Here is a 20,350-nt window from a genome sequence, read left to right as displayed (position 1 = left end):
ATCAAATCTCATTACTCTTCTTTACGTTTTGTCGCAAGAATCGCAGCAGATAAAGCGATGCTCACACTTGCCAAGAAGAGGGCTGCTTCTGAACCATGTTCTCCTGTAGCAGGAAGTTTCTCTTCTTTATCTTCCAGAGTTTTGGCATCAGCTACTGGGCTTGGAGTGAGCGGGTACTCAGGTTTTTCAACTGTTGGAGCTGCTTGATCTCCAGCAGTAGCCAATACACCTGTGTAGGCTGGTTTCTCGTTTACCAAGGCTTGGACCGCATTGACGCCACCCTTAAACTCAGGGACTTCATTTGCAGCCGCTAGGACCGCATTGGCTCCGCCCTTGTATTCTGGTAATTCGTGAACCAAGGCTTCAACCGCATTAACGCCGCCCTTGAACTCAGGAACCTCATGTACAGCTGCTTCTGTTGCATTGACGCCGCCTTTGAACTCAGGCACATCAAGAACTGGTGGTTGTTCTTCTCCCTTGCTACTTGTTGGAGCGTCTGGTTTCGTAGCAGAATCTTTTAATTGGTTGAGATAGTCTGCGAAGTAGGCCACCATTCTTTCCGTCAAGAGATGATTATCCGTCGCATATTTCATGCTCGCCTGAACTCCAGCCACTTCCTCTTGATTTTCTTTGTCCGTTAATTTCTGCGCCTTAGCCAAAGCTGCTTCATAGCTAGACATGTCAAGTGGTGTTTCTGCTACCTGTGGACGGGTAAAGATGAGTTCCGCTGCAGATTGGTATTTATCGCCACCATCTCCGTAAGTCTTGATACCAGTAAGGACAATTTTCTTAGCCTTGATTGTCTTACCAAAGTCAATGTCTTTTGGCTTGTTGTTATTTGGCCAATCTGTTACGGTAAAGGTATGTTCCTTGCCAGACTCATCTGTGACAACCAGTTTCACATCTCGCAAGTTTCCATTTGAATCAGATGCACGTGGAACATAACGAAGTCCAGTGATTTCAGTTGGTTCTTTCAAGACCATGGTTGCAGGCTTTCCTACATCTCCACCATTCCAAGATGTATGCCATAGACTAGACACATTTCCATCAAAGGCATTCTCTAGACCTTCACCTGGTTGAGCTGGCGCATCCAAACTTTCAAAGTCTTCTGCTACCAAGGCTGTTTTCTTCTGAACCAAAGCATTCTTCAAGGCTTCAATCTTGGCAATCTCTGCACGCGCTTCTTCTACGCTAATGTCATCATCTGCTTGGCTGAGGTTAAAGACCGCCTCTTTCAAAGCATCCATAGACTCTTTCGTATAGTTAGTCATGGCAACCGTTGGCAAGTAGTTCTTCAGAGCATTTTCTGTCAGCATCTTACCAGTTAGGGTAATTTCTTCGATTTGAAGATTATCCATCATGAAATCGTTGTAACCACGGAAGTTGGCATTTCCGCCAGCATCTCCACGAGTATTGCTTGCATTTCCAGTTGAGTAGATACCTACCCAAGTATCGCCAGTTTCTGCACCTGTCACGAGGAAGGTTGCCTTCTTGGCTTTCTTAGAATCCGTCCAAGTATTTGGCAATTCATGCATTTCCAAGTTGCTTGCTTGAGTACCACGACGACCTGACTGGAATTCTCCCTTACCGACTACAAAGGCATAGGTATTGTCTGATCCTGCTTCGTATTCAAAGGTTACACGATAAGTCTTACCAGCTTCAAAGCGGAAGTTTTGCGGAATAGTTTGGTAAACCAAGTTACGACGGCTCACTAGTCCATTTGTCTTCAATGACCAATTTCCTTCGATAACATCATCGACTTTCTTACCATTCCAACCACGCTGTGTATATGGATCGTGTTTTTCAGACAAGTGAGTGCGGTTATCTTCGACACCTTCGACACCACCTACTACAAATGGGAAGATACCTTGAGCAACATTTTCAAAGTCTTGTTTGAAGGTTCCTTGACCAGTATCATGCTTGTCTCCGTACATGCTTGAATTATTTTCAAAGGTACGAATTTCATCAAAGTATGTTGCTTCATCACCAGCTTCACGACTCAATGTCAGAGTGACATTTGATACGTCCGATCCAGTTGTAAAGAAGGCGTACATATTTTGGAAGTAACTTGTATCGTCAACTGTAGCATTTTCACGACGATTGTTATGAGCATAAGCTTTGATATAGTTGAGAGCGAGTGACTTATTGGTATAAGTAGTCACTTCTTTTTCGCCAGTATTCACTGTGATACTTGCCTTAGCATTACTACGATTATCAACACCGACATAAACAGCATACTTGGTATTTGGTTTCAAGCCAGTCAGTTTCTGAGTAAGACTGACCTTGCTCTTATTACCTTGGATACGAAGCATTTCATTTGCACCCTGTGATTTGACAATTTCTGCCTTAGAAGCATCGCCAGAAATAGTCCAATGTTTCAAGGTTCCGCTGTTAAATCCTTGGTCATAGATGTGCATGCCTTCGCTCCATGACATTTCAGGATTGGTTTGTTTCGAACGGTAGAGAACGTATGGTTGATTTGCTAGAAGATCTAGAGTAATCTTGCCATCTTTTACAGTTAGTTCTTGCTCTTCTGTCTTACCTTGGTCAGTTAGCTTGTAAAGGTAAACCTTGCTATTTGCCCAATCACTCGGAAGGGTCCAAGTTGTTGCACCGGCCTGCGTATTGAAGTAGTACATCTTTTCCTTATCAGTAGGAAGTTTCTTACCATTTGCATCCCAATTCCAAGGAGTCAAGTAAGCTGAACCATCTTGGATGACACGTCCGTTGAGCGTTACTGTACGCTCACGGTATTGCGGGCTATTGACATCGTTTGACTTACGAGTCACAACTACTTTATTGTTATCCGCATCTACCAACTCCACTCGCATTTCTGGAGTCCATTTATAGGTGCTACCGTTATCGGTCATGGTAACTGGTGTACCATTTTCCCATTTACTTACAGTGAAGTGTTGGAAGTACTTAGTCATGACATCATGGGCAAATAAGTTGGTTACATAGCCATTGTAGTCGCTTCTTCCTTGCCAGCCTTCAAAGTCTTTCATGCTGTAGCCACCTAGAAGTGGGTAGTTGGCTGCACCACCGTAACTTCTGTAGTCCCCAACCCATGAATCTTTTTGGTGGTTGCGGATAAAGCGTGTGATGGCACTGTTGATACCTTTATTAGTGTAGCCACCATAGGTCAAGTCAGCTGCCCAGTGTTGGAAGGTAGAGTCGTATTCACCACCATGACCCCACTCAATCGCAAAGCGCCAGCCTTGTTTGTTGATTTCTTTAGCAAGAACGTGGGTAGCCCAGGCACCGTTATCACCTGATTGACCATTGCCCCATACGTCCACATAGATAAAGTCGAGACCTTCACCCAGTTTTTTCTTCAAGTCTTCCCAGCGAGCCAAGCGTCCATGCGCCAAGTCATAAGCAGCATCGATGTTGATACCTTGGTCTAGCCAGTTCCATCCGTAGCTGTAGCTTCCATCTGGATTCTTACGAAGAATATTTTCATTAAAGTATTTAGACTCAGGATAAGTCTCAGAAGCGTTAACGTGGATACCAAGATGAGCTCCATATTTCTTCGCTTTTTCGATCAAGGTCTTGAAGTCTTCAACACCACCAATACGTTTACCAATATCAGCATAGTTCAAGTGTCCAGAGTCATGACCTTCACTACCATAACCTTTAAGGAGAACACCTTGCCCAAGACCATCTGTGTGGAGATTGATTTTCTTGATACCATCCAAGGTCATAAGGAATGGGTTTTGGGCTTGTGAGCCAAAGTTCATCGCGATACGGTAAGCAGTGATATCCTTAACTTTTTCCCAACCTTGAGGGTTGTTCATGATGCTACGATAAGCAATGGCACCATCTTGCCAGTCGACTTTGTTGTCAGCATTGGCATCTTCGGTGATAACAACCTTGGCACTTGGAAGTTCCTTGGTGTATTCTGGGAAGACAATGCCCTTATAAGCCTTTTCCCATTGCCATTCAGAGCTGTGAATTCCGACATAGTTGGCATTTCCAACTGTTTCTTTATAGGCTGTCAAACGAGTCCAGTCATTCGAACCACCACCATAGCTGTTTTGAGAATTGCTCCAAACACCTGCAGCAAGCTTATCTGTAGAAACAAATCCATACATGTAACCCTTAGCCAAATCTTTCATTGGATTGGTTACATCGATATGATCATCCCCGCTGACATGGGTATTGTTTGACATGGTTGCCCCATCAAACTTAGCACCAGCTTGATCACTCGAAACAGAGACCAAAGCATTACCAAGGAAACTAATAGTTGAAAGCAATTTTCTTTCGTCATCAATCTTTTGACCTGGAGTAACTTGATTGTGGTTGACAATCTTGGTCACATCAAAGTGTAATTGATTATCCACAACTTGCAAGCGTACTGTCATTTCCGCATTGATTAAGTGAGCATCATCGCGAAGCTTCATCAAATACTCTGCTGTTGTCTCATTGATTTTCTTATAAGTAACTTCAGGGGTGATTCGGTGGTTATTGATAAAGACTTGATTGAACTGTTGCACCTGTCCTGGCAAAGTATGCCCATTCAAAGTATATTCTTTCACGCGTGGAAAGGCTTGGTCAATCACTGCCTTGAGGACCTTAGACTGGATCGTATCATAAGTCACCTTGCTATCATCAACAGCCGGACCTGTTTCTTTCTGGGCAGGAGTATCATCCGCTTTTACACCTTCTTGATTGTCTGTTTTAACGCTGACAACCGTACGGTCATTGCTATAAGTTCCTGCCTTGAGAAGGATCTTCTTCTCATTTTTAAGATTCTCATTGACCGCCCCAGGTAGGGTCACTGTGTCAAAGAGATTTACATCATTGTTGCTGGCATTGAGTTGTCCATCTGACTTGAGAGTGATAGAAAGACGATTTACAGAACCTGGTTCTGGTGCTGCCACACGGTTGCCTTTATACCATGTGCTATTACCTGGAGTTTTGTATTCCCAGAACCAGCCACCTTGGTCATATCCAACAAAAACATTGTTCTTGGTATCTTTAAATTTCAAGAAGACACCAAAGCGTGATTTGCCCTTTTCAGAATCATCTTTGAAGGTTAAATCAACCGTCGCATTTCCATTAGCATCAACTGTCAATCCTTGTTTTTCAAACAAGGCTGGTTTGCCATCATTGTCATTTTGGGCCGTTGAAGACAATTGATTGTAGCGAACACCCTTTTCTTCACGAATAGTGACGGTTCCTTGTTGCTCTTTATTCGCTACTGTTTGCCATTCAGGAGTTACTGCCTTAGGTGTTTCAGGTTTAGCAGCTGCAGGTTTATCCTCTTTTGGTTTTTCTTCAGCCGGTTTTTCTTTCTCTTCCAAGTCTGCTGGTTTCACACTTGAAATTCCCTGCATGTGGTCTTGGATCCATTTTAGTTGAGCTGGTGAGAAGAGAATACCGCCACTCCGTTTTCCAACTACACCATTTTGGTGTACACCGACTAGTTTGCCTTCTGTATCAAAGATACCGCCGCCACTAGCACCCGGTTTTCCTCCTTGGTAACCAATCCCTTGGACACCTTCTCCGTATGGTTCCGCAAAATCAACTGTAGTATTGACAATCGGATTCAATTTTCCTTCTGGATAACCAAAGACATGGAGTTTATCTCCAATTTTCTTAACAACTGGCTTTTTAGTTACTTCAACAGGCGTATTTTCTAGAACTGTACGCAATCTCACTAGGGCCAAATCATTTTTGAAGCCTTTCAGATAGCCTTCACGATCCCAATGAATGATATCTTTCTTGCTAAACTTGACATCTGGCAATCCTGGATATGAGATGCTATAGATATCTCCATCCCCTTGGTCATTGTCCACAACCTTACGGATATTGCCTTCTTGGCTGTCCTTGATAAAGTTATGAGAAACCGTCAAGACAAGGTCTTTAGCAACGACAATACCGCTACCTTCTCCTGATGGCGTCTTAATCTTAACAGTTGCGCCGTAGTTTAATTCCCCATTAGTAGTCTTAGCCACATCTTCTGGGACGAGTTTCCCAGTATCTTGGGCCAATTGATCCTTGTCAACTTCGCGCCCATTGTCTTCAGCTTTCTCCAACTTATCTTCTAATTCTTTTGGCAGATTGCTTGGCTTTTCAGACTTTTCTTTTTCTTGAGCCAACAACTCTTCTTCTGTTTGTGGGCCTTCAGTAGTCTCAGCTGAACCAGGATTCTGAGCGGCAGCTTCCTTGTCAAAATCGTGCCCCTCATCACTAGCCTTCTTATCCAAATCAGCTAGTTCACTCGGCAAATTATCTGTTGAACCAACTCTTGCTTGATCAGCTAATACTGGGCTAGCTGCGAAGAAAGTCGCTCCAATCATCACTGAAGCTACTCCAAGCGTAAACTTACGAATACTGAACTTACAGCGTTTTTCAAAAAATCGTTTATCCATGAACTCCTAAATCCTTTCATTTTCCAGTAAGCGTTTACATTTCTTTTTTAAAAAATACTCCTTTCTCTGAAAGTGCTCTGCTTATCTGTTATAAATTAAAAATAATTGTACTTTTAATATAACAAATAAAAAGTCAGAAAGCAATAGGAAATAGGTAAAATTCACTAAAATTTTCTCTTTTCTGAAAAATCCTATCTCTAATCATTCAGGGACTTATACCAAGATAAAAAAGGACTTAACCATCATGCCGATGGCTAAATCCTTTACTTTTTTAAAGTTATTTCACTTGGTTTGCGAGATCTTCTTGGGCCTTTTTATTTGACTCTTCTTTTTCTTTCAACCATTTTTCTTGAGCTTTTTGGTATTCTTCTGTTGTCACTGCCTTATCTTGTACTTCTAGATATTTGTACAAAAGGGCTTCGCTCATACCCTTGTTACCAGAGTATGCAAATGGAAGTGTAAATGGTACCATCTTAGACAACATTGGACGACCAGTTTGAGAAGTTGTTGGAATGAGCAAGGCACTGTCTGTCAACCAAGCTTGGGCAGCAGCATATTTCTCATAACGTTTTGAAACATCAGTAGTTTCTTCACCAGCTTCCACAACCATTTTTTCGTAGTCTTCTAAACCGACTTGCTTAGCCGCAGCGTTGTTTGTCCCAGAATCAAATCCTAGATATGTTTTCGTATTTTCTCCTACAGAAGGCTTGATAATATCAAGATAAGTAGATGGATCGATATAGTCTGGAGACCAACCCACGTTATCTGAGATATCCCAGTCTTCTCCAGCCGCAGTTTCAGCGAAGTAGGTAATGTTTTGAACATCATCTTTTTGGAGCTGTTGGATGTCGATAACCACATTATCTGATCCTAGATTTTCTTCAACTGACTGTTTAAAAGATTGAACACGTTGAACTTTTGTTGTATTGGTTTGATCTACAGGCATATCCAAGTGGATTGGGAATTTCACACCTTCCGCTTGAAGGGCCGCCTTAGCTTTAGCGAACTCTGCTTTGGCTTTGTCAGGATTGTAGAGTCCATCTTGGGCATCATCCAAGTTTACGTTGCTCCACTCATCTCCATAGGTCACCAATTTTTCCTTAACTAATTCCCCAAAGTTTTTCCCATCTGCCTGTACAAATGTAGGAGGAACAAATAAGTTACGAAGCAGTTTAGTAGCCCCGCTTGCACCATTTACTTGAGAAGCGTAGGCTGTTCTGTCAAAACCAAATGCAATAGCTTGACGGAAGTCCTTATTCAAAAGTGCCTTCTTGGTTGATACTTTTTCCTCATCTGTTGTCTTAGAAGTGTACTTATAAGACTGGCGATCGATATTTGTGCCTACTAAATAAGTAGTAGAATCTTGTTGGGTATAAACGATATTGTCTTTGAATGTTTTTTCAGTCTCTGAGTAACTAGCACTTGTTGGGAAGAGGCGAGCCATTGTAAAGCTACCGTCTTTGAAAGCTTCAGTTGGCTTATTAGTATCTTGACCATCCCAGAAGGATAATTTCACTTTATCAAGATGGACATTGTCTTTGTCCCAATAGTTTGGATTCTTTTCGAACTCGACTGATGATTTGGCTACGATTGATTTGAGTAAGAATGGTCCATTATAGAGAATGCTGCTTGGGTCCGTACCTTTAGCAAAGTCATCCCCTTTAGAGTTCAAAAATTCTTCATTAACAGGAGCCAGAACACCCATTGTTGTCTTAGAATTCCAGAAACTTTCTGGCTTGTTCAATGTGTATTGAACGGTATAATCATCAAGAGCTTTGATTCCTACTTGAGAAAAATCTGTAATTTCTCCTTTGACGTAAGCATCCAATCCCTTGATAGATTCCTGAACCAGGTAAAGACCATCTGATTTCTTATCAGCAGCATACTTAAGACCAGTTACAAAGTCTTGAGCTTTAACTTCTGCATACTCCTCACCTTCAGATGTATACCATTTTGCATCCTTTCGGAGTGTATACGTGTAAGTCAATCCATCCTTAGATACAGACCAATTCTCAGCCATAGATGGTACAAAGTTACCGTAGCGGTCATTTTCAAGCAAGCCATCGATAACGTTGCTCGTAATATTTGCTGTAGCTGCCTTACCAGTTGTCAAATAGTTTAGGTTATCAGGATCCGTTTCGTAAATGTATGAGAATGTTTTCTCACCTTTAGCATTTGAACTTGATCCAGAGCACGCAGCCAGAGTCGCAGCTGCCAATAACGTCACACCCGCAAGGGCAAGTAGTTTTGAACTTTTCATTGTTTTCTCCTTTAAAACTTTCACCCCATTATAGTCCCTTTTCAGAAACATGTCAATATAATTTTCAGAATTTTTGAATTACTTTGGTAAATTCTGAAAAATAAGTTTTCTATTATAAAATTATTATTCTCTAATACTATATTTTTATATCTTAAACCAGCAAAACAAGGGTCGAAAATCAGATTTTTTATCATTTTTTTGCTATGATTAGATAGAAGAAAAGTTAAGGAGAAGACAATGATATTAATTACAGGTGCAAATGGTCAACTCGGTACCGAACTACGTTATTTACTAGATGAACGAAGTGTGGACTATGTTGCAGTGGATGTGGCCGAAATGGATATCACTAATGCTGAGATGGTTGAGAAAGTCTTTGCCGAGGTTAATCCAACTCTGGTCTATCATTGTGCAGCTTATACTGCTGTTGATGCGGCAGAAGATGAGGGAAAAGAACTGGATTTTGCCATCAACGTAACTGGAACTGAAAATGTAGCCAAGGCCTCTGAAAAATACGAAGCTACTCTGGTCTATATCTCAACAGACTACGTCTTTGATGGGAAGAAACCCGTCGGACAAGAGTGGGAAGTCGATGACCTACCTGATCCGCAAACAGAGTACGGACGTACCAAGAGAATGGGTGAGGAACTTGTTGAAAGCCTTACGTCACAACATTATATCATCCGTACTGCTTGGGTCTTTGGAAATTATGGCAAAAACTTTGTCTTTACCATGCAAAATCTTGCCAAAACCCATAAAACTCTCACTGTTGTCAACGACCAACACGGCCGCCCAACTTGGACACGTACCTTGGCTGAGTTTATGACCTACTTGACTGAAAATCAAAAAGCATTTGGCTACTACCATTTGTCAAACGACGCAGTTGAAGACACTACTTGGTACGACTTCGCTGTCGAGATTCTTAAAGACAGTGATGTTGAAGTAGTTCCAGTAGACTCCAGCAAGTTTCCTGCCAAGGCTAAACGCCCCCTCAACTCAACCATGAGTTTAGCCAAAGCGAAGGCGACAGGTTTCGTCATTCCAACCTGGCAAGATGCCCTTAAAGAATTTTATAAACAAGAAGTAAGAAAATAAAAGATTACGACATACATAAAAAGCAAGAGGCTTTAAATTCTCTTGCTTTTTAGTATCTGATTACTTAATTACTTGTTGTGTCTTAGCATAGTTGGCTTCGACTGCTTCTTTTTCAGATTTCCACCATTCTTGGTTGTCTGTATACCACTTAATGGTCTCTTTGAGACCTGCTTCAAAGTTGGTAAACTCTGGCTTCCACCCTAATTCATCACGGAGCTTGCTAGCATCGATAGCATAGCGAAGGTCGTGACCCGTACGGTCTGTCACATGATCATAAGCATCAGCTGGCTGTCCCATTTCCTTGAGGATGAGTTCTAGGACTTCCTTATTGTTCTTCTCACCATCCGCACCAATCAAGTAGGTTTCACCGATTTGACCTTTAGTCAGAATCGTCCAAACACCTGATGAATGGTCATTGGTGTGAATCCAGTCACGGACATTCTTACCTTCACCATAGAGTTTTGGCTTGATACCACTCAAGATATTGGTGATCTGGCGCGGAATAAACTTCTCGATATGTTGGTAAGGACCATAGTTGTTTGAACAGTTAGAAATAGTCGCTTTAACACCAAATGAGCGCATCCAAGCTTTGACAATCAAGTCTGAAGCCGCCTTGGTTGATGAGTAAGGCGAGCTGGGATTGTACTTGGTTTCAGCCGTAAATTTCTCACCTGGACCTTCTCCATGACCTGGCAAATCTTCACGCAGAGGTAGGTCACCATAGACTTCGTCAGTTGACACATGGTGGAAACGAAGGTCGTATTTACGAGCTGCTTCCAAAAGAGTGTAAGTCCCGATGAAGTTGGTATGGATAAAGGGACTCGGATCATTGAGCGAGTTGTCATTGTGACTTTCTGCCGCATAATGAACGATAACATCCGCTTCAGCTGCCAGCTTGTCTACCAAGACTGCATCTGCAATATCTCCAACAACCAACTCAACACGGTCACCTAAAATTTCTTCAATATTGGCACGATTACCTGCATAAGTCAGCTTGTCCAGCACTGTCACATGGACATCTGGGAAGTTGTTATAGACATAATGAACAAAGTTAGAACCGATAAAACCAGCCCCACCTGTCACGATGATATTTTTGTATTCAGTCATTTTTATTCCTTAACCTTTTTACAAATCTTCTTTTCTTAGTGGTTTGACATCCTTAAGCAGTGGATGATGTTTATCTGCTTCCGAAACTTCTGCTTCTGCTAGGTTTTCCCACTGGATGCCCAAGGCTGGATCTGCATAGTTGACAAAGGCATATTTAGGCTTTAGTTCAAGTGCCCAGTAGTCATTGACCAGATAGCTATAAGAAACTGTATCCGAGAGTACTTGGAAACCATTGGCCACGCCACGAGGGACAAAGATTCCCTTACTTGCATCAATCTCGGTCTGATAAACATTTCCAAAAGTCTCACCTTCACGTAGGTCAACCCATGAACCCAGAACCTTGCCACCATCTGCTACTGAGATGTACTTATCCCAAGGTTCAGCATGGAGGCCTCGGAGAACATTTTTGCGAGAAAAGCTGACGTTGTTTTGCAGTTTTCCTTCAGCAAAGAAGCTTTCAGGAAAACCAAGTGGTAGCATCTTTTCTTTCTGAAAATTTTCCTTAAACCAGCCACGATTGTCACCATGAACCGGAATGTCAAACTCTAACAAACCTGGAATGGCATCAATCTTGTGCACTGCAAGTGTTTTGCCGAAAAAATTATCTGTCATCTAGATTTCTCCAATCAAACGAAGCAAGTATTGCCCGTATTCATTCTTCTTGAGAGGTTGCGCCAACTTCAGCACATCTTCGCGGCTGATATAACCCATTCGGTAGGCAATTTCTTCCAGATTGGCAACCTGAACATTTTGCATCCTTTGAACCGTTTCGATATATTGGGAGGCCTCTAACAGGCTCTCATGTGTCCCAGTATCCAGCCAGGCAAAACCACGTCCCATAACTTCAACTGACAAATCCCCACGCTTCAAATAAGCATTGTTAACATCTGTGATTTCCAACTCTCCACGAGCACTCGGTTTTATCTGTTTGGCAATCTCCACAACGTCATTGTCATAGAAATAAAGACCTGTCACTGCATAGTTAGAGCGAGGATTCTCCGGTTTTTCTTCTATGGAAATAGCATTCATGTCTGTATCAAACTCGACCACACCAAAACGCTCTGGATCCTTCACTTGGTAGCCAAAAACAGTCGCACCCTTCTCTTTCTTGGCTGCCTTTTGAAGCATTTTGCTCAAACCAGGCCCATGATAGATATTATCGCCTAAAATCAATGCAACACTATCGTCACCGATAAATTCTTCACCGATAAGAAAAGCCTGAGCAAGTCCATCGGGACTAGGCTGTTCCGCATAGGAAAGCTTGATCCCAAATTCGGAGCCATCCAAGAGCAGGTCCTTAAAACGGGGTAAATCCTGTGGTGTTGAGATGATCAAAATGTCCTTAATCCCAGCCAACATCAAGGTTGACAAAGGATAGTAAATCATGGGTTTATCATAAACCGGCATCAGCTGTTTTGACGCAGCTCGAGTAAGTGGGTACAGGCGCGTTCCCGAACCACCCGCAAGAATAATACCTTTCATAGTAGGTTTCCTTTCTGGCTAATTACCTATCCTATATTATATTTCATCTTGTCCCAAATTCCCTACGGAATTTACTTCAATTTGGATAATACAGCTTTTAAATAGGCTCCATCTCGAAGAGCAGCTCCAACTTTCCTAGCTTGTTCTGAAAGTTCCTTGTAGTCTTGAAGTGTCAAATCATCTAGTACTTTTTGGAGGTCGTGTAGAGAATCAACTGCTAGACCACACTCTTTATCCAGAACGAAATGCGCGAGGGCAGACTCTTTCCAAACCACTAGAGGAAAGCCCGAAGCCAAATAAAGAGAGGCCTTGTGCGAGTTGTTAAAGCGTAGATAGTTTCCGTAAGAACCTTGGCAGGTTTCTGAGCTGTCTCCGTCCCAGACCAAACCAAAACTACCTTCAAGAGCAGCTGGGAGGTCATCTGGCATAAAGGAACCAAAGTAGCTAGTGTTTTTCAATGCACGACTTTCATCATAGCCCACTCCATACAAGTTATAGGCTGGCTGGTCTGGCAAGTTATAAAGATAACCTGACTTTGCAGGGTTCAAATTTCCAGCTACGATAATAGGCTGGTCTTTTTGGAGATTTGATTTTTCAGCAAAGTTTGGAATCAGATAGTCAAAAATCTCCAAGCTAACCATTTTATCTGCTGGCACTCCTTGACCTACCAGAACTTTCTTCATGATATCGTTATGAACGATAATGCTATCCACTGACATCAAAGCTTTCTTTTCCTGGAAGTAATTGCGCACTTTATGACGAAATTTCACTTCTGAACCTGCTGCATGACGCAAGGTTTCAATATCATGGATCAACAGATAGAATCTTGCTCCTCTTTTTTGCGCCTGCTTAATGAGTTGTGAGATGAAAAATGTATGGTGGATAATAGGGAACTGAATCACCAATTCATCTCCGGCTCCCAACTGATCAAACACAGACTTGGTCGCACGATATTTGTGTTGTTGAGCTTTAAAGAAATTCATCTTATACCAATTCTCAACCTTGAGCTCCAACCCCTCATAACCCTCTGAGATTAGAATAGCTTCCACGTCATTTCGCGCCTTACTCCCTGCATTCTTTTCATGTGCATTATGCAGAAATGAATCCTTCAGATAATATTTCACCTTTTCTCCCCTTTATCCGTGATGTTTTTATATACTCCCGAGTTCTTTTTCTACCACATCCAATGCACGTTCAACAGTCACATGCATATCATAGTATTTATAATCTGCCAAGCGACCACAGAAGATAACGTGGCCATTTTTCTCAGCTTCTGCTAGGTACTGCTCATAAATAGCATTGTTTTTGGCATCATTGATTGGATAGTAAGGTTCATCTCCTCTTTTCCAATCTGCTGGATATTCTCGAGTAATAACCGTCTTGTCCTGAGTCCCAAACTCAAAATGTTTGTGTTCGATGATACGCGTATAAGGAATATCACGTTCAGTATAGTTGACTACAGCATTTCCTTGATAATTTTCTTGGTCCAGAATCTCATGCTCAAAACGGAGACTGCGATACTCAAGTTCACCAAATTTATAGTCAAAGAACTGATCAATCATCCCCGTGAAAACAATCTTATTCGCTGAAGCCTCCAAGTTCTCACGATCAGCAAAGAAATCTATATTAAGCTCTACTTCGATTCCTTCCAACAACTTTTCGATGATGACATTGTAACCACCAATTGGAATCCCTTGGTAACGGTCATTGAAATAATTGTTATCATAGGTCAATCGAACAGGTAAACGCTTGATGATAAAGGGTGGTAGTTCAGTAGCAGAACGCCCCCATTGCTTTTCGGTGTAGCCCTTGATTAGCTTTTCATAAACATCCGTACCAATCAACTTAATGGCTTGTTCCTCTAAATTTTTAGGCTCAACATCTTGCATGTGTGTCGTCTGCTCAGCAATCTTGTCCTTGACTTCTTGGGGTGTCTTTGTCCCCCACAAAGCATAGAAAGTGTTCATATTGAAAGGCAGATTGTAAAGATGTCCTTGATAGTTGGCAATAGGAGAATTGATATAATTGTTAAACTCCGCAAACTGATTGACATATTCCCATACCTTTTTATTAGATGTATGGAAGATATGAGCCCCATACTTGTGGACATTGATTCCTTCAACAGATTGGCAATAGATATTCCCACCAATATGTTCTCGTTTATCAATCACCTTCACCTTCTTGCCACGTTTGTTAGCTTCGTAGGCAAAGATTGCACCTGACAAGCCAGCACCGACAATCAAATAATCGTACATAAAATCTCCTTATTTCTTTAAAACACTTTTTAGTTCTTGAAAATCCAAGACACGTAAGACCAAAACCAAGCCACCGTAGACTAGGAAGCCAAGCAGAGAATAGATCAAGACATTCACAACAGACGAGAAGTGCATGAAAGCTTGTACAGAATACAAGGCGCCGTACATCAGGAGTGCTGCTAGAAGTATTTTCAGCATAGATGGAAAGATCTTGACCTCTTTTAGATACGAACGTGTAAAGTAGAGTTGGATCAGCCAGACCAAACCTTCAGTCGCAACAGATACAATCGACGCCCCAATATAGCCCAGAGGCGGGATTAAAAGGAGATTCAAGCCTACACTGAAAATAGCTGGAATAGTTGTTGACAGCATAAATTCACGATTCTTATTATGAGGAATCAAGATTTGAATTCCCATTATATTGGTCCAGCCAATAAAGAACATTCTAAAGGCCATGATGGCAATCGCATAGCGAGCATCTTGGAAGTCTTGCCCTAGGAAAAAATTAACAAAATCTTTGTTAACAATCAAAATCCCCGCAATCATCGGAAAGATGACCAAGTTATACACTAAGAAAGACATTTCATGTAGCTTGTTAACCACCTTTTGATTGCCTGATGAGAGAAGATTAGAGACCCGAGGCAACATGACACTACCTAGGGACGTTACCAAGGTTAACAAAATATTCAATAATTTCAAGGCTTGATCATAGATTCCAACATCCTTTGTCGAAGACAAGGCACCCAACATGGTGCGATCTAGCGTGATGTAGAGCGAAATGGCAATCTGTGGCAGAAACAAGAGAATAACTGGTTTGATATGCTCTTTGGCATAGGCTATATCCAGATGCGGCTTGCGAATGTGTTCCCGAGCAGGAAGCCACATACTCAACTGACCTAGTAGATCATAGGCAACCAAGAGGATGATATACAAGTACAAGTCGGATGGTTTCTTAACAAATAGGAATATCGAAACAACACCTAGAAGTTTGACCATTGTGTTACGAGTTGTGATTTTTTTGAAATCTTCTAACCCTTGAAAAAGCCAAGAAATATCAAAACCACGAGACAGCAAACTAAAGCCAAGTATATAGGCAATTGGATTGTTCATCGACGGCACAAGCAAGCAGACAATGATATAAAGCGTAACCGCTAAACAGGTTGAAAGGACTTGTAAACTGTAAATGCCCCAGAAAGTCTTTTCGACTTCCTTACGATGGCCAGAAATTTCCTTGGTCCCATAATTCGCTACTCCCAGCGTCGCTAGTAGGATAAAATAAGTCACGATGGAGTTATAGTATCCATAGGAACCCAAATCATCCGAAGAGAAAACCCGGGTGATATAGGGAGTTGTAATCACAGGTAAGACGATGACAAGTAACTGATAGGACAGATTGTACAAATAATTTTTTAAAACTCTCACACAGCTTCCCTCATCTCAGATTTTTCCTCTTTAAATTCCATCACTGGAATAGTAGCAAAGAGAAGGAACATAAAGATATTGTATGATGGACGAACCCAGAAGGCCTCAAACATACAGTTGACTGCTATTAAGGATAAGGCCGTCAATAGCAAATAATTCTTTTTGCGATAAAGTGACCAAGACCTAACTATGTATAACACGACCAATAAGAGAACTGGAATCATCCCATAGGTAAAGAGCATCTGAACGTAGGAAGAGTCTACATAGTCGTAGCTCAAAACGGATTCTGTACGCCCCCCATAACCGACAAATGATATGCCCCGAATCCCAAACCACTGCACTGCATATTTTTTTAGTGCCTCATGTCCTAGGTGTAATCTCATACTAAAAAAATTGTTTAAAGCCACATACATTGGATGAGACCAGGTAAATTTAGAAGAGAGATAAATCATTACTGAAGACGCTATACCAGCCGATAAAGGAAGTAAAGCAAAAAGCCGTCGCTGTCTATCATTTCGGAAATAAAAGTACAGAAAAATGAGCGCCATTACAGTAATAGAAGCGGCATTAAGCCTCGCATCGCAATATCGAATAATGAAATAAGCCAGACCAAATCCTAAGGCAGTCCGTAAAATAATGAATTTCTTTCTAAAGATATACGATATAGCTGTATATAGATAAAAACAGTGAGAAGCAAAATCAGTTGGATAAATAAAGCCAAATGAATTTCGAACAACGACTCCCGCAGATCGTGATTGGACAAATTGCAAGTTTGGAATAGCACCAATCACGGCCAAGAGCACTATCAATACAATAAAAAACAAGGCTACAACAGAGTATATTTTAAGTACACTTTCCATCTCAGCCTTGTAAAGAAAGACAAGCAGAAACATATACATCAATGCATTAAGGTTCCCAGTCTTATAGTAAACCATGCCCCCAGCAAAAAGAAGAATTGGTGCAAAGATGAGATAGCTTATAGAGTAGTGATGAATATAAGCAAATCGCATAGCAAGTAACAGGACTGCAAAAAAAGGAACTACATTAGGAATATTAGGTAAAACAGGAGCTAACATAGACGTATTGATCATATCTATGGAGACAACCACTATTAAAACTGCTGCAATTAGCAATTTATCACGTTCTAACTTTAACATTTTCTTTTTCCTTTTCTTCTTTCATCCCTAACTCTTACTTAGGATTTTTTTAACTTTTTAAATTGATAATAGAGCCGCGGATACCTACTAATCAAAACATAGAGAATCTTACGTTTCTTACTAACTCTAGCATTCTTCAAAACAAGAGGCAAATATGGCCTCATCTTCTCCTGAAGTCTCTTGAATTCTACTGAATCCCCATCCTTAATCATCGTAAAGATAAGAAGACTTCCTGTAAAGAAGCGTGAAATGATAGCTTCTTGGAGTTCTGAACTCTCAGGATAGGTTGCATTCACAACCTCTTTTAAATGATCGATTGCTTCGTAAAACTCGTATTGTTTTGGTGTGAAAGCCGAGGCAGTAATGCTACCAGGTCTATGGTAATAATGGTAAATCGGAAGATGGTACAAAGCCACGGATTGGGCTTGGTTGAGTTGCTCACTGATCACATAGAGGTCTTCGTAGATGCGCCCCTTGGGGAAGGGAGCTTTCTCAAGAAGTTCTTTCCGATAGAGTTTCCCACAAGCAGAGACCGTTACAAGGTCTCCGTAGAGCATCTCAGTCAGAGCCTTTGCCTTGTCATAAACCTTAACTTGATCTAGATCAAGCTGATCCAAGTGGAAGTTCTGATAACGATGATAGTGAGCTGTCGGCTCTACTTTACCACTAACCATATCTGCTTGGGTACGATCTTGTAGCTCTGCTAGCAATTCCAAGGCGCAAGGTTCCAAATAGTCGTCTGGATCTAGGAAAGTAATCCAGTCGCCCTTGGCTTTCAAGACCCCATAGTTCCGAGCATCAGACAAGCCACCATTGACCTTATGGTAGCTAGTCACCCAATCATATTGCTGGGCATACTGGTCACACAAGTGTCCTGAGCCATCACTCGAGCCGTCATCAATCAAGAGGACTTCCATATCCTTGTAAGTCTGATGTTCCAAACTCTCCATGGCATAATGAAGGTAGTCCTCCACATTATAAACAGGCACAATTACCGAAATCATATTTTCTTTTCTTTCTCTTACTTAGTTTTACAGTTTAAATCTCAAATGAGCTTCTATCTGGAAGCAGTTGATCCATAGCCTTGATAAAGTCTGTCATCACCTGCTCCTCGTCTTGAATGTTAAATCCATCATTGATACACATAATTTGGTATTTGCCAGAATTTAGTATCTTCCAAAAATCTGGTCCGGCATTATCCAAAGAAAAGAGTCCTCCCAACTTAGGATTTCCGATAGCGTATTTACCACTGGCAATCTGCCAATACTTAAAGAGCCAAACATTGGTATCAGAAGGATTTCTAAAGCGACTAGCAGAGGTTCTTTCCAAGACAGCTTTTTCCTTTTCCCATACCAAGTTCATCGTTGATCTTAGTAGAGGATAGGGCAGATGACTCTCCCAGAAACCACAGATAAACTGACTATTTCTGTATAGTAGCGACTTAACGATACTTTTTAATCCCTGCTTTGGATCAAAGAATTGGCCATTCTTCAAAATTTCATTTCGACTGAAATAGCTAGTGACAATCTCCATGTCATTTATCTGAAAATTCCCCGTTCCATATCTTTCAGGAATAATCGGAGAAAGAGCCGTATTATATTTGGGTAAACCATCCCCTGAGAAAAAATCTGTCGGTTCAACTGGAGCCGTCAAATACATATCGTCATTAAAAAAGACAAAGTGCTCAGAGAGACCAGGAATGCGATGGATATTACTTTCGATCGGATTGGCAGAAAAAACTGGTAGGTAATCCTTACAGATAATCTCTGTATGATCTACCAAGACCAATTTTTCACTGTTTATATCTAACCAGCTTGGCTTTTGCTGGTCGGTCACGAGGTAGATCTTATTGACCCAAGGAGCAAATCTTTCAACTCCTCTAAACCAGTATTTAAAGGTTCCCCATTCACGATAAGCTTTATCCGAATTCATGCTCTGTTTAGAAGTATTGACCGAACCATCATAGCTTGATTTTTTTTCTTGCCACACAGGATCATTCCCATCAACCCAAGTAACAACAAAATCTATTTTATTCATAACTAATCTTTTCTATCTGTTTTATACAACTCCGAAAAGTTCTTAATGTAACTCTCCAAAGAAAACAGCTCTTTTTGTCTCTGATATCCTACTCGCCCAAATTTTTCTCTTTTTTCAGAACTATCTAGTAAGAGAGAAATGGCATTAGAAAGTTCTTGAGGACGATTTGGTTTGACTAAGCAACCACTTTTGTCATCTACTACCATTTCAGCTATTCCCCCATTGTTATAACCAACAACTGGTTTTGAACAAGCCATGGCTTCTAGGACTACTGTAGGTAGGGAATCAGGTTTTATACTTGGTAAGACAAAGATATCAAACATATTATAAAGTTCAGAAGTCTTATCGTAGTAATCAATACGATGAATTTGTGATACAACAGATGAAGAAGCTATTCTCTTATCTAGTTCTTCTAAGCGCCATTCTTCACCAGGAAAAACACCTCCAGCTAGGAAAGCCACCGCTTGCTCATTCTTTTCCAAAAGTGGCTCGACTGCTTCTATGAAATCATTTTGTCCTTTGATAGCATTGACCCGACCAATCATGCCAATCACAAGTGCATCTTGCGCAATGTCAAATTTTTCACGAATAGAAGACGCATCCATTGGATAATAGACAGCATTATCGACACCGTTATAAATCACTTCCACTTGACTATCTTTGATAAAGGGAGACTGCTTGATATGATTAGCGACCGCTTGGGACACCGTCACAATCTTGTCTGCATATCGTCCCATGAGCATATTGATAAAGTCAGAAATAGCTTTGGGTTTGACGATAATCTCATGAACATGCCAAATCAAAGGCAGCTTGAGCTTGCGTTTCAAATAGATGCCCTCCAAAACAGCCGCTGTATTATTGTGAACCATATCTATACTGTGTTCTCGAGCATAGAGGGCGATTTGCTTAGCATAGAAATTATAAGAGCGAATATAGTCGGCAATGCCTTTAGGATTAAAATACTTCCTTCGTAAAATCGGATAATCCAACACACTGACCTGAGCCCCAACTTGGCGCAAGGCCTCGACTAAAACACCGTCATTTGGCAAGATGACATGAGCTTCAAATTCTTTGGAATCCAATCCTTTGATCAATTCCAATAAAACCTTATCTGCTCCATACATTTCTGCACCAGCATGCAAGTATAAAATCTGTTTCATT

General features: G+C 41.2%; 13 protein-coding genes. 1 reads left to right on the top strand and 12 read right to left on the bottom strand.

Annotated features, from left to right (window positions below):
- Positions 1-11: 11 nt before the first annotated feature.
- Together GMD6S_RS01660 and GMD6S_RS01655 are read right to left on the bottom strand one after the other, a co-directional pair.
- Positions 12-6,377: a SpGH101 family endo-alpha-N-acetylgalactosaminidase gene (locus tag GMD6S_RS01660; protein ID WP_000361144.1), complete on the bottom strand. Its 6,366-nt coding sequence runs from the start codon at positions 6,375-6,377 to the stop codon at positions 12-14.
- A gap of 277 nt (positions 6,378-6,654) precedes the next feature.
- Complete coding sequence (locus tag GMD6S_RS01655; protein ID WP_000842594.1) at positions 6,655-8,637, bottom strand: peptide ABC transporter substrate-binding protein; 1,983 nt, start codon at positions 8,635-8,637, stop codon at positions 6,655-6,657.
- A 237-nt stretch (positions 8,638-8,874) separates the two neighbouring features.
- Here GMD6S_RS01655 and rfbD point away from each other — a divergent pair, with 237 nt between their 5' ends.
- Positions 8,875-9,729, top strand: a complete 855-nt coding sequence (rfbD, locus tag GMD6S_RS01650; RefSeq protein ID WP_000600926.1) for a dTDP-4-dehydrorhamnose reductase — start codon at positions 8,875-8,877, stop codon at positions 9,727-9,729.
- 60 nt (positions 9,730-9,789) lie between these two features.
- On the opposite strand, the gene rfbB is transcribed toward rfbD, so the two are convergent.
- The 10 genes from rfbB to GMD6S_RS01600 all read right to left on the bottom strand — a co-directional run bounded on the left by rfbB (position 9,790) and on the right by GMD6S_RS01600 (position 20,349).
- A complete protein-coding gene (rfbB, locus tag GMD6S_RS01645; protein WP_000141519.1) occupies positions 9,790-10,836 on the bottom strand; it encodes a dTDP-glucose 4,6-dehydratase in 1,047 nt (348 codons plus the stop codon).
- 18 nt (positions 10,837-10,854) lie between these two features.
- Positions 10,855-11,448, bottom strand: coding sequence for a dTDP-4-dehydrorhamnose 3,5-epimerase family protein (locus GMD6S_RS01640; RefSeq protein WP_000131469.1), 594 nt, complete (start codon positions 11,446-11,448; stop codon positions 10,855-10,857).
- Positions 11,449-12,318 carry a glucose-1-phosphate thymidylyltransferase RfbA gene (rfbA, locus tag GMD6S_RS01635; RefSeq protein WP_000676122.1) on the bottom strand — a complete coding sequence of 290 codons (870 nt, stop codon included), beginning with the start codon at positions 12,316-12,318 and terminating at the stop codon, positions 11,449-11,451.
- Positions 12,319-12,389: 71 nt separating this feature from the next.
- Complete coding sequence (locus GMD6S_RS01630) at positions 12,390-13,442, bottom strand: hypothetical protein (RefSeq protein WP_000878650.1); 1,053 nt, start codon at positions 13,440-13,442, stop codon at positions 12,390-12,392.
- Between the two features lie 27 nt (positions 13,443-13,469).
- Positions 13,470-14,573, bottom strand: a complete 1,104-nt coding sequence (glf, locus tag GMD6S_RS01625; RefSeq protein WP_000272514.1) for a UDP-galactopyranose mutase — start codon at positions 14,571-14,573, stop codon at positions 13,470-13,472.
- 9 nt (positions 14,574-14,582) lie between these two features.
- Entirely contained in the window at positions 14,583-15,995 is a 1,413-nt protein-coding gene (locus GMD6S_RS01620) for a flippase (RefSeq protein ID WP_001264826.1), read from the bottom strand.
- On the bottom strand, positions 15,992-17,152 hold the full coding sequence (locus GMD6S_RS01615; protein ID WP_000915515.1) for a hypothetical protein: 1,161 nt from the start codon (positions 17,150-17,152) through the stop codon (positions 15,992-15,994). Before GMD6S_RS01615 ends, GMD6S_RS01620 begins: the two co-directional genes overlap by 4 nt.
- 38 nt (positions 17,153-17,190) lie before the next feature.
- Positions 17,191-18,156, bottom strand: coding sequence for a glycosyltransferase family 2 protein (locus tag GMD6S_RS01610; protein ID WP_000626474.1), 966 nt, complete (start codon positions 18,154-18,156; stop codon positions 17,191-17,193).
- 34 nt (positions 18,157-18,190) lie between these two features.
- Positions 18,191-19,189 (bottom strand): Stealth CR1 domain-containing protein, encoded by a 999-nt coding sequence (locus GMD6S_RS01605; RefSeq protein WP_001033090.1) that lies wholly within the window; start codon positions 19,187-19,189, stop codon positions 18,191-18,193.
- Positions 19,190-19,191: 2 nt separating this feature from the next.
- Complete coding sequence (locus GMD6S_RS01600) at positions 19,192-20,349, bottom strand: glycosyltransferase family 4 protein (protein WP_000809673.1); 1,158 nt, start codon at positions 20,347-20,349, stop codon at positions 19,192-19,194.
- Between the last annotated feature and the right edge of the window lies 1 nt (position 20,350).

This window comes from Streptococcus sp. GMD6S (genome assembly GCF_000297015.1).
Note: the sequence above shows the minus strand (reverse complement) of the source record. Positions and strands in the feature narration are given on the sequence as shown.